Consider the following 14,821-nt stretch of genomic DNA (forward strand, 5'->3'; position numbering starts at 1 on the left):
TTACTCCCTGTATAACAACTCGTCACAGAACATACATTCCTCGTCCTGTTCTCGACGTTGTCCATAAAAATCATTACATACGTGAAATCCATCACGGTAAATGCGACGAACACTTTCGCGAACATGCTTGGCCTTGACGGGAGCGTCTGCTTCCACCTCACCCAAACGTTCGCGCAACTTAGAATTTTCCAAACGAAGAGCTGTATTTTCCTCTACTAGGCTCTTGAGATTTTTCTTGATAGCTTCCACATCGGCCAAGGTTACCAATAACTGTTGGGAAAAATCATCCAGCGCGTCAAATAATTCTTTTTTGTCCATAAGCCAGGCCTTTCCTTTCTTTATCGTTCATTTTTGAGTTTATATTTCTTTCAAGACCAGATATTCCATGGCATTTTGAAAGCTGACATTAGCTTGCCACATTTTTCTAGCTTCTAGCAAATCTTGTAGAATCACCCTTACTCTTACCTGCAAGAGATCCTGCCCACAGAGAACTTCAAGAACCCGTAAAACCTGATCTTGTTTTTCCTTATCATCTGCCAAGTTCGCTAATTTGGCAACCTGTAGATAACTTTCTTTTTTCTTAGCTACTAACCAAGTCAGCAGGCGTTCACTTTCATCGACCAAGGTCCAAAAACTTGCCTGATTAGCCAACTTTTCTGCTTCAGCTCGCGATTGACTAAACTGAGCTAAAAGAGTCGCTTTTTTCTTAACAAGTCCCATTTGTTCTAAGAGCAAGATGAGTTGTTCTTCTTGCTTTTTAAAGTGGAAAATCTGGGTCCGACTTCGGATTGTCGGTAACATCTTTTCCTCATCGCTAGTCAAGAAGAAAATATAAACTTCACTCTGGGGTTCTTCGATGACCTTAAGCAGAGAATTGGCTGCGTTGGGATGCATTTTATCCGCTTGCTCGATGATAAAGACCTGTTGCTGGCTTTCAATCCCTGCTTGAGAAAACTGTCCCACCAATTCCCGAATGCGTTCTGTCTTGATGACCTGATTGACTGGCTTAATCAAGGTTACATCGGGAAATTCTCCCTGTTCAATCAGCTTACAATTTCGGCAGTTTTCACATGGTAAAACATCTACCTTATCCGTACAAAATAGACTCTTGGCCAAAAACTGCGCCATTTCCAGGCTTCCAAAGAAACCTGAAAAGAGATAGGCGTGATTGAGCTGGTCTTGTTCTAAGATACGGACAAATCGGTCAAACTGGGCTGGTTGCCAAGCCTTTAATTGTTCTTGTTTCATTTGGCCAAGCCCATTCCGTCAAACAAGACAGCCTTGGTAGTTTCCACAACTTGCTCCAAAGGGAGACTAGCATCAATCTTGACAATGCGATTTCCCTCTTTATCCAGAAGAGAAAGGTAGCCTTGACGAACTTTTTTATGCAAGTCCAACCCTTCCAAATCCAAACGATTAACCTCGCGGTCACTATTAGCAGCAATACGAGCCAGCCCTTCTTCCACCTCGATGTCAAAATAGAGTGTCAAATCGGGTTTGAGGCCATCTGTCGCAAACTGATTGAGCCAGTCAATGGCTTCAATATCTAAGCCACGACCAAATCCCTGATAGGCAACAGAACTATCGATAAAACGATCCATGATGACCAACTTGCCAGCTTCAAGGGCTGGAAGAACTTTTTCCACCAAATGCTGTCTGCGACTGGCAATATAGAGAAGTAGCTCTGTTTTAGCATCCATCTGAGTATGACTTGGATCCAAAATCACTTCCCGAATCTTCTCCCCAATCAAGACTCCGCCAGGTTCACGGGTCGTCAACACCTCTACTCCTTTTTCCTCTAAAATTGGTAGCAGAGCCTCTAAAACACTGGTCTTGCCTGCTCCCTCTGGTCCCTCAAGAGAGACTAAAAATCCTTTTGACATGTCTAACTCATTTCTTTTTTACTACTTCTATTCTATCAAAAAAATAGGGGTTTGTGACAATCTTTTTGTCTTCTCATTTCATACTCAATGAAAATCAAAGAGCAAACTAGGAAGCTAGTCGCAGGTTGCTCAAAACACTGTTTTGAGGTTGCAGATGGAAGCTGACGCAGTTTGAAGAGATTTTCGAAGAGTATCAACCACCATAAAAGAGGCAGACAAATCCACCTCTTATTTACCTAGTTCTTGTGTTCGTTTGTAGGCTTGACCAACTGCATCCATGACCGTTCCTCGAAAAGCATGCGCTTCTAGGCTCGCTACACCAGCGATAGTCGAACCGCCTGGGCTGCAAACTTGGTCTTTCAAAACTCCAGGATGTTGCTGACTTTCAAGGACCAATTGTCCAGCTCCTACCACAGTTTGAGCTGCCATTTTCAATGCTGTTTCTCGTGGCAATCCAGTCTGAACACCTGCATCTGCCAAGGCCTCGATAAAAAGATAGACAAAGGCTGGTCCACAACCTGCAAGACCTGTCGCTGCATCTATTAAGCTTTCTCCAAGTTCAACCAAAAGACCAGCCTTGGCTAAAAGCTGACAAAAGAGCTCACTGTCCTCAGCCCTGCAATTAGGAGACAAGGCATAACTAATCACTCCTTGACCAATAGAAGCAGGGGTATTTGGCATCATACGAATAATTCTGTGTTGATTTGGAAGAAGACTAGCGAGTTTTTCCAAGGTCAATCCAGCTGCCATGGAAATCAAAAGAAGACTTTCTCGTTTTTCAAGGATGGTCTGGTATTGAGAAAGCAAGTCTGAGAACTGAGCTGGCTTAACACCTAGAAAAATCACATCTGCTTCTGCAAAAATTTCTTCATTGCTGGAAGCCTGACCACCAAAGTCTGCAATGAAAGCATCTACCTTAGCTTGACTACGATTGGCAAGAAGAATGTCATCACACGTCTTGGCCTGCAAAACAGCCTTAGCCAAACTAGCCCCCATATTCCCCAAACCGATAAATCCAATCTTCATCTCTTACTCCCTTATCTGCCCATCACCAGCAACCACATACTTGTAGCTGGTCAACTCTTTCAAGCCCATTGGACCACGCGCGTGCAATTTCTGAGTAGAAATTCCCATCTCACATCCAAGACCAAATTGTCCACCATCGGTAAAACGAGTTGAGGCATTGACATAGACAGCTGCAGAGTCCACTTGATCTGTAAAGTAAGCTGCAGCTTCAGCATTTTCCGTTACAATGGCATCTGAATGATGGGTACTATGGGCTTCAATATGGGCAACCGCTTCTTCTAAACTGCTCACAACCTTAACAGCTAAGACATAGTCTAAAAACTCGGTGTCAAAGTCTTGTGCCTCAGCTGCTTGACCTGAAAGAAACTGACTGGCTTTCTCATCCAAGCGGAATTGAATTGGTTCCAACCCAGCTTCTTTTCGATCTGCAACCAGCACTTGCTCCAAGCGAGGAAGGAAGCTTGCTGCCTTGTCTTCATGAACCAGCAGAACCTCCATGGCATTGCAAACAGAGGGACGACTGGTTTTAGCATTGTTGATGATAGACAGCGCCTTGTCTTCGTCTGCATCCTTATCCACATAGACATGGACAATCCCAGTCCCTGTCTCGATAACAGGTACAATCGCATTCTCAACCACTGCATTGATCAAGCCAGCTCCTCCACGAGGAATGAGGAGGTCTAGATAGCCCTTGGCCTTCATCATAGCATAACTACTTTCATGGCTAGTATCTTCCACCAGTTGAATCACATTTGGGTGAATAGTAGTCGTCTCCAAGCCCTTCTTCAAGGCTGTGACAATGGCATGGGTTGTTTGATAGGCATCCTTACCACTACGAAGAACAACCGCATTTCCACTCTTAAGAGTCAAAGCAGCCGCATCAGACGTCACATTTGGACGGCTTTCATAGATAATACCGATGACACCCATAGCTACACGTTTTTTTGTGATAACCAAACCATTTTCAAGCTGACTTGTTTCTAAAACTTCACCGATTGGATCTGGGAAGGCAACCACTTCACGAATTCCTCTTGCCATCGCTTCTATACGATCTGCATCCAAATAAAGACGATCCAACATCACATCTGAGATTTTCCCCTTAGCCGCTGCCATATCGAGGGCATTAGCCGCTAAAATTTCCTCAGTAGCAGCCACTAAGTGATCAGCCATGGCTAGCAAGGCTTGGTTTTTCACTTCTTCACTAGCTGTGTTAATCGATTTTTTAACAGCCTGTACCTGTTCAAATTGTTCTTGTCTACTCACCATAGTTTACCTCTAAAATTCTGTAAAAAGTAGTTGGATTTCAGGAGTAATGGAAATCCAGTCGTCACGGTAAATCAAGACACCCTTGGCTTTTTGAGAACGCAACATATCCTCCAAAGCAGATGCTCCAAATTGCACGCGTCCTTTTCCAAGTGATTTTCCACTTTCCTTATCAAATACTGTCACGATATCACCGTAAGAAAAGGCTCCTTCTGCTTCAACGATACCAGATAAGAGAAGACTCTTTCCATGTTGAGAGAGAGCTTCCGCAGCCCCTTTATCAACCCAAATAGAACCTTGACTCTGAGCATAAAAGGCCAGCCATTGTTTCTGGGTACGAAGCCCCTTCTCTTGCGCAACAAAGTAGGAACCATCCTTGGTCTCCTCAGCCGCTTCAATCATGGCATCTGACTTCAAGGATGAGCAGATATAAACAGGAACACCCGATTCTGTCGCAATAGTTGCAGCTTTGATTTTGGTTAACATGCCCCCAGTTCCGTTTGACGAACCAGCTCCACCGGCCATATCGATAATCTCACGATTGATAGTCTCGATTTGCTCCAAACGTTTGGCTCTTGGATCTGAATTAGGATTTCCTGTATAGAGACCATCTACGTCTGTCAAGAGGATCAAAAGGTCTGCTTGGACCATGGCCGCCACCTGTGCACTCAGAGTATCATTGTCCCCAACCTTGAGCTCATCAATAACAACACTATCATTCTCATTGATGATAGGAATCGCCCCACGGCTAAGTAAAACCGACAAAGCCTGATGGGCATTTTTATAACGACGCTTATCTACAAAGTCATCCTGGGTTAGCAAGATTTGTGCAGAAACGATTTGGCGCAAGAGAAGATTGGTCGTGTATTCTTCCAACAAAAGCCCTTGTCCTACCGCTGCTGAAGCCTGTTTATCAGCAATTTTAGTCGGACGCTTTTTAAATCCTAAGGCTCCAAAACCAGCCGCAATGGCACCTGAAGACACCAAAATCAACTCATGACCAGCCTCGTGCAGCATAGCCAACTGCTGGGTAATATCCTTTACCTTACTACGTGATAAACTTCCATCCTCATTTGTCAGAGAAGAAGTACCCACCTTAAAGACAATCCGTTTGTATTTCATAGTCTCACTCCGATTATTCATATTTATCCATTATAACATGAATAACAGGAAATAGAAAAGAGTTGATAGGAAAAAGAAGGCCCTAAAACCTTCTTTTCTACTACTGTTCTGATTCCGATTTGTTTACACTCGTTTCAGAGCTTTGTGAAGTTGAGGATGTCAAATCTTGACTAGTTGAAGAATTTGTAACACTTTCATGTTGACTCGTTTCTTTATTTTCAAGATCCTTTTTCACTACTTCTTTGGATTCTTTTATTTCTGAATGACTTGTAGTTTTAATTGTAGCAGATTTCTCAATCGGAACATCCACTAACCAGGCACCACTTGAATCCACAGTATAGCCTTCTGGTGTCTTACCATTCACAAGTAATTGACCATTTTCTTTCAAGAAGTACCATTTATCCTTGTCTTTAATCCAACCTATAGCTCGTGAACCATCTGTCTTGTAGAAATACCAATCATTTGCCTTTTTAAGCCAGCCTTGCTTCATAGCTCCTGATTCTTCTAGATAGTAATGATGTCCAGCAACTTCTATCTCACCTGTCTTCATGATACCAGTAGAATCCATATAGTACCAGGCTTCTTTATCTTTTACCCAGCCCGTTTTCATTTCCCCTGATGGAGCAAAGTAATACCATTGCCCCTTATATTGAAGCCAACCTGTCTTCATAGAGCCATCAACATCCAAATAATACCACTGCTCTTTATCTTGAATCCAACCAATTTCCATCTGGTTTTCTTTGTTAAAATAATACCAGATTCCAGCGATTTTCTTCCAATTTTTAGCAGCAACACCAGAGTTTGTCAAATAGAACCAACGATTGTTCCATTTTTTCCATTGATTCTGTAATAAGATACCCGTTTGGTTAAAGTAATACCATTCACCCTTAATTTCATTCCAACCGACAGCATATTCTCCTGTAGAATCAGGCGCTTGATACCACCAGTTTCCATATGAACTCTTATGCCAACCAGCTTGAAAACTTGGAATAGGCTTGTAGGAAGTTGAAATGTTTACTAAACCGTCTTGTCGAATATCAAAAACTGTTGCATCATAGTCTTTGCTGGCTGCGTTGATTCTCTCAATTCCTCGTTCTTTGAGCCAATTAACATACTCACTATCAACACCATTTTTCCAAGGTAGACTATCCGAAGTTTGAACAATCAAACTCGGACTCAAATTTTTAATAAAATCCTTGGTATTTGATTTGTTGGTATCATGGTGATGATTAAACTTCATCAAATCAACTTTTCCAATGAGAGGTCCATACTTATCTTCCGCTCCATGCACATTATCTAAGTCGCCCCCAAGGTAAATTTTCTTACCATTGACTTTTACTACGCTAATCAAGGAATTGGAATTATCATCCCAAATTTTCTTTAATTCACCTGATGAATCTGTTTCATTTTCATAATTATATAGTTGAATATCCATGTCTCCAAACTGAAAATGAGCATCTCCTTGTGTGATATTTTGAATAACTGAAACACCTTTTTCAGCAGCAGTCTTTAAAACCTTATCATAGCCATACAGATTATCCCAAAGACGTTCAGGCTTAGTAATACGATTATCACTATATTTCTTAAGATAGACTCGGTCAACTGGATAGGTAGACAGTAATTCATCAACATTTCCAATATGGTCACTGTGGGTATGGGTTACCAAAATAAAATCAAGTTTTTGGACACCCAATTCCTTCAAACGACGAAAGACACGGTCTGTTAGAACATGCTTATAAGTTGTATTGATACCCTGTCTCCATGGATAACGAGAATCACTTCCATCTGGGAAATCATAATCTTCTCCTGTATCCACCATGGCAAAATGTCCATTGCTTTCAAGAATAATCGCATCACTGCCACCTTCATGAACATTTATAAAGTGGATTTTATTTCCTGAACTTTCTTGAGCTTGAACATTTCCATACCATGACAAGCCTAAAAAAGCGCCTGCAAGTGCTAAACTAGTTAATTTCTTTTTCATTCTTACTTCCTCAATCTCTCCAATGTTTCCTTAAAAATTGCTGGGATATCTGCTGTAAATTCTAAGGTCTCACCTGTTCTCGGATGAGTAAAACCTAGAGTCTTGGCATGAAGAAATTGTCCATGCCCCTTAAGTGTCTTACGAGGACCATAGACTTCATCCCCAGCAACTGGATGACCGATATAAGCCATGTGGACACGAATCTGATGGGTACGCCCTGTCTCTAGTTGCAACTCCACTAAGCTATAATCGCCAAAGCGTTCCAAGACGTGGAAACGAGTTACTGCAGGTTTCCCTTTAGCAGTCACAGCCTGTTTCTTACGATCTTTTTCACTCCGGCCAATCGGTGCTTCAATCACACCGCGATCATTGGGCAAATTTCCATGAACAATCGCCCAATATTTGCGGAGAGACTTTTTATCCTTGAGTTCTTGGGCAAGTGCTAGATGCGCCTCATCATTTTTAGCAATCATAAGAAGACCTGACGTATCCTTATCAATACGATGAACAATTCCTGGACGCAGAACCCCATTGATACCCGACAAGTCCTTAATATGATACATAAGGGCATTTACTAGGGTTCCACTAGTATGACCAGCACTCGGATGCACAACCATTCCCTGAGGTTTGTTGACAACAGCCACATCCTCATCTTGGTAGATGATTTCTAGCGGAAGATCCTCAGCCACATACTCTAAAACCTCTGGTTCTGGCACATGGTAAGTGACGACATCGCCCTCTTGGACAGTGTATTTAGCTTTCTTGACTTGGCCATTGACCAAGACCTGGCCTGATTTGATTTGTTCATTCGCGAGACTACGTGATAATTCTGTCAAATCTGACAAAGCCTTATCTAAACGCAGGCCACCAGTTTCAATTTTAATTTCCATTTATTTCCTCTTTTAGCATTGCAATCAATAAAATAATCACTCCAACAGTCAGATAGCTATCTGCCACATTGAAAATTGCAAAATTGATAAAGTCAAGGTGAAACATATCCACAACAAATCCCTGACTGACCCTGTCAATAAAGTTTCCAAGACCACCCGCGATTATCAGAGTCAAACCCAAGACCATCCAGAATGAGTCCTCCATGTGCTTATGTAGATACCAAATGGCACCTACCACGACGACCAGGGTAATGACAGCGAATAACAACTGCTGATCTTGTAAGATAGAAAAGGCTGCCCCTCGATTTTGCAGGTAGGTCAAGCTAACGAAATTGGGAATCCAGGAGCGCACTTCACCCAGTGGAATCTGTTGGACGATATAGGATTTAACTAACTGATCCAGCGCAATCAAAAGCAGTACAATGACTGCCACTATTCCTCTTTTTTTCATGATTTCCTCTTCTGATTAAAATATTCTTGCATGACTTCTACGAAAAGAGTTCCAGCTTGACTCAGCTCCACTTCTTCACGTTTAACATAGACCATGCGGTTATCTAGGTTATCCTTGAGACGAATAACTGTGATGCCATTCACACTGTCACTATCTAAAAATCCGGAACCTGTTGCATAAGCGTCCGTCCGCTCCAAAATACCATTCAAAGTAGCACGGTCTGTCACATTAAACATCTGCGAGCTCGCGCTGGTATCAACAAAGTTCTCTGAATAATAAAGATACTCGTCTTTCTCTTGCGTGAAACGAACCGTTGGTAGATCCGCTAAATCCTCCATGACCAATTCCTCTTTCTGAGCTAAAGGATGCCCCTCACGGAGATAAATATGGGTATGGAAGGGAATTAGTTCAATAACCTCTAGGCCTAACTTTTCAACCCGTTGCATAATCCCTTTTTTATTTTGATTATTGAGGTAGATAATCCCAATCTCACTGTGACCTTGCGCTACTTCGTCTAAAATTTGAACAGTAGTTGATTCAAAAATACGGAAGTTCTTATAATCAGGATAGCGCTCTGAAAAGGCCGTAATGGTTGGTGGCAAGAAGTCATAGTGCTGACTGGCAATGGAAAATTCATCCTTTTCTTCCTCAGGATGGGCATACTGATTTTGAAAAATATCAAATCCTTTAACCAATTCTTGCGCTTTTTCATAGAATTCCATACCACGACGAGTCAAGAAAGTCCCTGAGCTGGTCCGACGGAAAATCTTAAAACCCAATTCTTTTTCCAAATCACGAACAGAAATAGACAGACTCGGCTGACTAACATACATCTTTTCAGCAGCTTCACGAAAAGTACCGCTATTGGCAATGGCCACAACATAGCGTAATTGTTGAATGTTCATCTTCTACCTCCAACTTCTTTATCTTTTCATTATACCATATTTTAGAAGTTTTCCAAAAAGGAAAAAAGAACATCCTATTCTTCTTAACCTTCTTAACTATCTTCACTATCTGCCTTTCTCAAGCCAACCTTATTTTCAAAATCAATTCAAAAAATAACTGGATACACACCACTCCAATATCGAAAAGAAAAACGTTGACTATTTGTGAAAAAAGAAAATGCCGGAAAGTTCCGACATTTTTTTAGTAAGCTAACTTCCTGAAAATAGGAGTAACCATACATTCCAGAAGGCAGTGATATTGATGAGAATATGAACTAGTATTGGATAGTAGAGATTTTTTGTCATGCGATACAGTAGAGCTAAAATGAGACCTCCACTAGCATAAATGAAAAAAGCAAGAGGAGTTAAAGCAAAATTGATATGAATATAACCGAAAATAATAGCAGAAAGCAAGACATCTCCGTACCAAGGCGAGTTTTTGAAAAAGGTTGTCATAAGCACACCGCGATAAATCAATTCCTCAGCAATAGGGCCGATGAAGCAAGCCATGAGCAAGAAATAGGGTAATTCCTGTCTCCCTATCATTTCTATCGTTTCATTCAAAGAAATTTGATTTGAAGACGAGGGTATGAAATAAGACAAGAGGACGTCAGACATATACAAAATGATGTAACCCAGTAAAAGGTAGATAAAGTGCCTCAGCTGCCATTTGAAATGAAAAGTCTTCTTTCCTGCAAAAACTAGTAGATAGATGACCGCTAATAAAAGACCTCCACTCTCCATCCAAAGCAGAATCTGAAAAAATTCACGACTTGCTGGTAGATAGGGCTTTGCGAGGTGATTGAAAATTCCCCAAAACCAAGTTGATTTGTAAAAAATTAAGGATAATGCTAGTAAAATCTGAATAATCCGTTTTTTCATATTAAATCCTCTGTTTTCCTTGACTAGCTTATTGAATAGAATGGTTTGCTTAATTGAATCACAAGTTTAGTATAGCATATCTTGGCCAAATATCCTCTTCAAATCATGAATTGTCATCAAAACATCCTAAACTGTAAAATCAATTAGCCCCAAGCTTCCTATCAATTTCTTCTCCAAAATATGCTATAATAATACCAAAAGATAAAGAAGGAAGTCTTATGATTAAACTACTAGCCTTGGATATGGACGGAACCCTCCTCAATGAAGCCAAGGAAATCCCACAAGCTCACATTATTGCTATTCACAAAGCCATTGAAAAAGGTGTCAAATTGGTTCTCTGTACGGGTCGCCCGCTTTTCGGTGTCCTCCCCTACTACAAAAAACTGGGGCTTGATCTCCAGAATGAGTATGTGATTGTTAACAACGGTTGTTCAACTCACCAGACTAGCGACTGGGGCTTGGTTGACTGGCAAGAACTTAGTCCAGCAGACATCGAATACCTCTATGACCTAGCTGAAAAAAGTGATGTTCAGTTGACTCTTTTTGATGAGGAACATTATTTTGTCCTCGGTGGCAAACCTAATGAAATCATTCAAAATGATGCCAAACTAGTCTTTTCAGACCTGACTGAAATTTCTCTTGAGGAAGCGACTAGTGGCAAGTTTCGTATGTTCCAAGGTATGTTTTTAGGAACAGAGAGCCAAACAGACGATTTTGAGCAGCGTTTTGCTGAAGAGCTTTGCCAACGATTCAGTGGAGTTCGTTCGCAGCCTGTCATTTATGAAGCAATGCCGCTTGGAACGACAAAGGCTACTGCTCTTTCACGACTAGCTGAGATTTTGAAGATTGATTCCTCAGAGATTATGGCCATGGGCGATGCTAATAACGATATCGAAATGCTCCAATTTGCAGGGCTTGGGATTGCAATGGGAAATGCCAGCGATTATGTCAAATCTCTTGCGGATGCCGTTACCTCAAGCAACGAAGAAGACGGCGTTGCGCGTGCTATTGAGAAATATATTCTATAAATCTCGTAGCGGAGCAAATGTCTCTGATCAAACTGGACACTACGAATCCTTAATCAATCCAGAATTGACCTATATGGGTTTGGCAGCCTTTGAAAACCCTGTTACTCAAAATGGATGGATTACCGTTGCACAAAGTTTCGGAACATCATCTGGTGGCTCTGAAGAATTAGCTGGTGGTTATGGAAAAGCCATTCAATACATAGAAGCCTACTCTTCTCAGATTCAAACATTTGCGACTAAGGCGAATCTTTTTGACAAAAATTTGAAGGCTATCGGAACTCATAAAATCAAAAATGAAAATAAGAGTACAACGAATAATTCCTACAATTTCTTTAACCAAATGCAAGAAGTAGGTAAAAGTATGGGTTTTTGGCGACAAGCTGGCTCGCGTTGGTAGTTTATGCAACTTGATGGGATCTTACCCTTACAATCAGTGGGCAAAATTAGATAATATCTGGTATCGCTTCGATAGTTCAGTCTGGATGCAAGCAGGTTGGTTGAAAGACGGTGAGACTTGGTACTATCTCGACGGTTCAGGTGCTATGAAAACAGGCTGGATGAAGGTATCTGGCAAATGGTACTATGCTTATAGCTCTGGTGCTCTAGCAATCAATACGACTACACCAGACGGTTACCGTGTTAATTACAATGGGGAATGGGTAGGATGGTTTAACTACAACAAAAATACTCTATACTATCTCACAGTGAGTAGTCTTCACTTTCAAATAGTATAGAGATTTTTATTTACCTAGTATAGCTCTTATCTTAGGTGTTTATAACAAACTGAAACAAGAGTGGGACAAAAGAGCCTCGTAAAAGGTATTGCAACTTGGTAATACCTTTTTGAGGTGCTTTTTGATATGAGCACATGTCTTCTCAATAGGATTGTACTCAGGTGAGTAGGGAGGAAGGGGTAAAAGTTTATGCCCAAACTCTTCACACAAGAATTCTATCCTAGCTATTCTATTGGAATCTTGCATTATCCATAATAATAACTGAGGGTGTGGTTAATGTTGGTAAGAGAAATTTCTGAAACCATGCTTCAAAAAAGTCGCTCGTCATCGTCTCTTCGTAGGTCATTGGAGCGATTAAGTCACCATTTGTTAGACCTGCAACCAAAGAAATCCCCTGATATCTTCTTCCAGAGACTTTACCTCCTATTAACTGACCCTTTGATGAGCGACCATATTCTCGATAAAAGTAAGTATCGAATCCTGTTTCATCAATATAAACAGGTGCTAAGTGCTTTAAACTATTAAAATTCTTAAGAAATAAGGCTACTTTTTCTGGGTCTTGTTCATAGATAGTATAGTACTTTATGGTTACCGAACAAGTCTAATGAAAAAATTCTGATGATAGTTCTAAATCTCAATAACCGCTTGGGTTCCATGATCCAACTCCAGCAAGACATCTATACTTGTATAGAAAATCCTGCCCTGAATAAGGAGATGTAAATATTTCTTTCCTCCAAAATGGTCATAGTTTTGCTGGCAAATCTAACATATCATGGATAAATTAACAAGTGATTTCTGAATTGCTAAACATTTTCTTTTCTTATAGCATATTTTCAGATTTTCTCTTTGAGAAAGATATTTACAAGAAAAAGGTTCGTTTTTTGTCTATTTTCAAAAAGTCTTAAAACTAAATTGAAAGAATTTTTAGAAAATTTTTGTTTTTCTCTTTACAGTTTAAAAAAATTCTGCTATAATAGCTCATATAATAAAATATGACAACAAAAGGAGAACGATATGACATCTGCTAAAGAATATATCCAAAGCGTGTTTGAAACTGTAAAAGCTCGTAATGGGCACGAGGCTGAATTCCTCCAAGCTGTTGAAGAATTTTTCAACACTTTGGAACCTGTATTTGAAAAACACCCTGAGTATATCGAAGAAAATATCTTGGCACGTATTACTGAGCCTGAGCGCGTAATTTCTTTCCGTGTTCCTTGGGTTGACCGTGATGGAAAAATTCAAGTAAACCGTGGTTACCGTGTTCAATTCAACTCAGCTGTTGGACCATACAAAGGAGGACTTCGTTTCCACCCAACTGTAAACCAAGGGATTTTGAAATTCCTCGGATTTGAACAAATCTTCAAAAACGTCTTGACTGGACTTCCAATCGGTGGAGGTAAAGGTGGATCAGACTTCGATCCTAAAGGTAAAACAGATGCTGAAGTGATGCGCTTCTGCCAAAGCTTCATGACTGAGTTGCAAAAACACATCGGACCATCACTTGACGTACCTGCTGGTGATATCGGCGTAGGTGGACGTGAAATTGGTTACCTTTATGGTCAATACAAGCGTCTTAACCAATTTGATGCTGGTGTCTTGACTGGTAAGCCTCTTGAATTTGGTGGTAGCTTGATTCGTCCAGAAGCAACTGGTTACGGTTTGGTTTACTATACTGAAGAAATGCTGAAAGCTAACGGTAATAGCTTTGCTGGTAAGAAAGTGGTTATTTCAGGTTCTGGGAACGTTGCTCAATACGCTCTTCAAAAAGCGACTGAACTTGGCGCTACTGTCATCTCTGTATCTGACTCAAACGGTTATGTCATCGATGAAAATGGTATCGACTTCGATCTTTTGGTTGATGTTAAAGAGAAACGTCGTGCTCGTTTGACTGAGTATGCAGCTGAGAAAGCAACTGCAACATATCACGAAGGTTCTGTATGGACTTACGCTGGAAACTATGATATTGCGCTTCCATGTGCTACTCAAAACGAAATCAACGGTGAAGCAGCTAAACGTTTGGTTGCTCAAGGCGTTATCTGTGTATCTGAAGGTGCCAACATGCCGAGCGACCTTGATGCCATCAAAATCTACAAAGAAAATGGTATCTTCTACGGACCTGCCAAAGCTGCCAACGCTGGTGGTGTAGCCGTTTCAGCCCTTGAAATGAGCCAAAACAGTCTTCGCCTCTCATGGACTCGTGAGGAAGTTGATGGACGTCTCAAAGACATCATGACAAACATCTTCAACACAGCTAAAACAACTTCAGAAACATATGGTCTTGATAAAGACTATCTTGCAGGAGCAAACATTGCTGCATTTGAAAATGTAGCAAACGCTATGATTGCCCAAGGTATTGTTTAAGATTCATTTGCTTAATCCTCAATCGCTTCGATTGGGGATTTTTATCTTGAGTTAAACGGTTGGGAAATTCTAATTTAATTAAATTAAATGAAATAAAAACCGAACAAATTGATTGCGGAATTCAAACCAATTTCTAACAATGTTTTATAAAACTCAGTGGACTATTCTAAATTCAATCTATTTTATACTTTTCGAAAATCTCTTCAAACCACGTCAGCGTCGCCTTACCGTAGATATGTTACTGACTTCGTCA

13 protein-coding genes and 4 pseudogenes are annotated in these 14,821 nt (G+C 40.7%); 4 read left to right on the forward strand and 13 right to left on the reverse strand.

The window, feature by feature from the left end:
• The 10 genes from yabA to HT693_RS01370 form a co-directional block, all read right to left on the reverse strand.
• On the reverse strand, positions 1-318 hold the full coding sequence (yabA, locus tag HT693_RS01325) for a DNA replication initiation control protein YabA (RefSeq protein ID WP_000358228.1): 318 nt from the start codon (positions 316-318) through the stop codon (positions 1-3).
• A gap of 39 nt (positions 319-357) precedes the next feature.
• Positions 358-1,248, reverse strand: coding sequence for a DNA polymerase III subunit delta' (locus HT693_RS01330; protein ID WP_023936953.1), 891 nt, complete (start codon positions 1,246-1,248; stop codon positions 358-360).
• Positions 1,245-1,883 carry a dTMP kinase gene (tmk, locus tag HT693_RS01335; RefSeq protein ID WP_000033362.1) on the reverse strand — a complete coding sequence of 213 codons (639 nt, stop codon included), beginning with the start codon at positions 1,881-1,883 and terminating at the stop codon, positions 1,245-1,247. Before tmk ends, HT693_RS01330 begins: the two co-directional genes overlap by 4 nt.
• A gap of 228 nt (positions 1,884-2,111) precedes the next feature.
• Positions 2,112-2,909: a pyrroline-5-carboxylate reductase gene (gene proC / locus HT693_RS01340; protein ID WP_023936955.1), complete on the reverse strand. Its 798-nt coding sequence runs from the start codon at positions 2,907-2,909 to the stop codon at positions 2,112-2,114.
• Between the two features lie 3 nt (positions 2,910-2,912).
• Positions 2,913-4,175: a glutamate-5-semialdehyde dehydrogenase gene (locus HT693_RS01345; protein WP_023936957.1), complete on the reverse strand. Its 1,263-nt coding sequence runs from the start codon at positions 4,173-4,175 to the stop codon at positions 2,913-2,915.
• A 9-nt stretch (positions 4,176-4,184) separates the two neighbouring features.
• On the reverse strand, positions 4,185-5,294 hold the full coding sequence (proB, locus tag HT693_RS01350) for a glutamate 5-kinase (protein WP_000875755.1): 1,110 nt from the start codon (positions 5,292-5,294) through the stop codon (positions 4,185-4,187).
• A 100-nt stretch (positions 5,295-5,394) separates the two neighbouring features.
• Complete coding sequence (cbpE, locus tag HT693_RS01355) at positions 5,395-7,278, reverse strand: phosphorylcholine esterase CbpE (RefSeq protein WP_000728244.1); 1,884 nt, start codon at positions 7,276-7,278, stop codon at positions 5,395-5,397.
• A gap of 2 nt (positions 7,279-7,280) precedes the next feature.
• Positions 7,281-8,168, reverse strand: coding sequence for an RluA family pseudouridine synthase (locus tag HT693_RS01360; RefSeq protein WP_000403212.1), 888 nt, complete (start codon positions 8,166-8,168; stop codon positions 7,281-7,283).
• Positions 8,158-8,619, reverse strand: coding sequence for a signal peptidase II (gene lspA / locus HT693_RS01365; protein WP_000745672.1), 462 nt, complete (start codon positions 8,617-8,619; stop codon positions 8,158-8,160). The genes HT693_RS01360 and lspA overlap by 11 nt, the downstream gene beginning before the upstream one ends.
• Positions 8,616-9,524, reverse strand: coding sequence for a LysR family transcriptional regulator (locus HT693_RS01370; RefSeq protein WP_001025687.1), 909 nt, complete (start codon positions 9,522-9,524; stop codon positions 8,616-8,618). Before HT693_RS01370 ends, lspA begins: the two co-directional genes overlap by 4 nt.
• On the opposite strand from HT693_RS01370, the pseudogene HT693_RS01375 reads away from it, so the two are divergent.
• Positions 9,517-9,722, forward strand: a pseudogene (locus HT693_RS01375) (AraC family transcriptional regulator). The gene HT693_RS01370 and the pseudogene HT693_RS01375 sit on opposite strands and share 8 nt — an antisense overlap.
• A gap of 51 nt (positions 9,723-9,773) precedes the next feature.
• Here HT693_RS01375 and HT693_RS01380 read toward each other — a convergent pair.
• On the reverse strand, positions 9,774-10,445 hold the full coding sequence (locus tag HT693_RS01380; RefSeq protein ID WP_000746011.1) for a CPBP family intramembrane glutamic endopeptidase: 672 nt from the start codon (positions 10,443-10,445) through the stop codon (positions 9,774-9,776).
• Positions 10,446-10,663: 218 nt separating this feature from the next.
• On the opposite strand from HT693_RS01380, the gene HT693_RS01385 reads away from it, so the two are divergent.
• Positions 10,664-11,473: a Cof-type HAD-IIB family hydrolase gene (locus HT693_RS01385; RefSeq protein WP_023932748.1), complete on the forward strand. Its 810-nt coding sequence runs from the start codon at positions 10,664-10,666 to the stop codon at positions 11,471-11,473.
• Positions 11,472-12,135 (forward strand): annotated as a pseudogene (locus HT693_RS12330) (choline-binding protein C); the annotation flags it as partial. The gene HT693_RS01385 and the pseudogene HT693_RS12330, both read left to right, overlap by 2 nt.
• Positions 12,136-12,246: 111 nt before the next feature.
• On the opposite strand, the pseudogene HT693_RS01400 reads toward HT693_RS12330, so the two are convergent.
• Both HT693_RS01400 and HT693_RS11815 read right to left on the reverse strand, forming a co-directional pair.
• Positions 12,247-12,781 (reverse strand): annotated as a pseudogene (locus tag HT693_RS01400) (transposase); the annotation flags it as partial.
• 56 nt (positions 12,782-12,837) lie between these two features.
• Positions 12,838-13,018, reverse strand: a pseudogene (locus tag HT693_RS11815) (hypothetical protein); the annotation flags it as partial.
• A gap of 203 nt (positions 13,019-13,221) precedes the next feature.
• Between HT693_RS11815 and gdhA the strand changes: the two are divergent.
• Entirely contained in the window at positions 13,222-14,568 is a 1,347-nt protein-coding gene (gene gdhA, locus HT693_RS01405; protein WP_000199528.1) for an NADP-specific glutamate dehydrogenase, read from the forward strand.
• The last annotated feature ends 253 nt before the right edge of the window (positions 14,569-14,821 follow it).

Origin of the sequence: Streptococcus sp. 2154, assembly GCF_013277255.1 — a bacterium.
In the GTDB taxonomy this organism is placed as follows: domain Bacteria; phylum Bacillota; class Bacilli; order Lactobacillales; family Streptococcaceae; genus Streptococcus; species Streptococcus pseudopneumoniae.

Excerpts from the sequence above, each read along its gene's own strand:
- HT693_RS01345 (WP_023936957.1), bottom strand. The coding sequence starts at position 4,175 with ATGGTGAGTAGACAAGAACAATTTGAACAGGTACAGGCTGTTAAAAAA.
- cbpE (WP_000728244.1), bottom strand. The coding sequence starts at position 7,278 with ATGAAAAAGAAATTAACTAGTTTAGCACTTGCAGGCGCTTTTTTAGGC.
- HT693_RS01385 (WP_023932748.1), top strand. The coding sequence starts at position 10,664 with ATGATTAAACTACTAGCCTTGGATATGGACGGAACCCTCCTCAATGAA.
- HT693_RS01330 (WP_023936953.1), bottom strand. The coding sequence starts at position 1,248 with ATGAAACAAGAACAATTAAAGGCTTGGCAACCAGCCCAGTTTGACCGA.
- gdhA (WP_000199528.1), top strand. The coding sequence starts at position 13,222 with ATGACATCTGCTAAAGAATATATCCAAAGCGTGTTTGAAACTGTAAAA.
- lspA (WP_000745672.1), bottom strand. The coding sequence starts at position 8,619 with ATGAAAAAAAGAGGAATAGTGGCAGTCATTGTACTGCTTTTGATTGCG.
- HT693_RS01370 (WP_001025687.1), bottom strand. The coding sequence starts at position 9,524 with ATGAACATTCAACAATTACGCTATGTTGTGGCCATTGCCAATAGCGGT.
- tmk (WP_000033362.1), bottom strand. The coding sequence starts at position 1,883 with ATGTCAAAAGGATTTTTAGTCTCTCTTGAGGGACCAGAGGGAGCAGGC.
- yabA (WP_000358228.1), bottom strand. The coding sequence starts at position 318 with ATGGACAAAAAAGAATTATTTGACGCGCTGGATGATTTTTCCCAACAG.
- proB (WP_000875755.1), bottom strand. The coding sequence starts at position 5,294 with ATGAAATACAAACGGATTGTCTTTAAGGTGGGTACTTCTTCTCTGACA.
- proC (WP_023936955.1), bottom strand. The coding sequence starts at position 2,909 with ATGAAGATTGGATTTATCGGTTTGGGGAATATGGGGGCTAGTTTGGCT.
- HT693_RS01380 (WP_000746011.1), bottom strand. The coding sequence starts at position 10,445 with ATGAAAAAACGGATTATTCAGATTTTACTAGCATTATCCTTAATTTTT.
- HT693_RS01360 (WP_000403212.1), bottom strand. The coding sequence starts at position 8,168 with ATGGAAATTAAAATTGAAACTGGTGGCCTGCGTTTAGATAAGGCTTTG.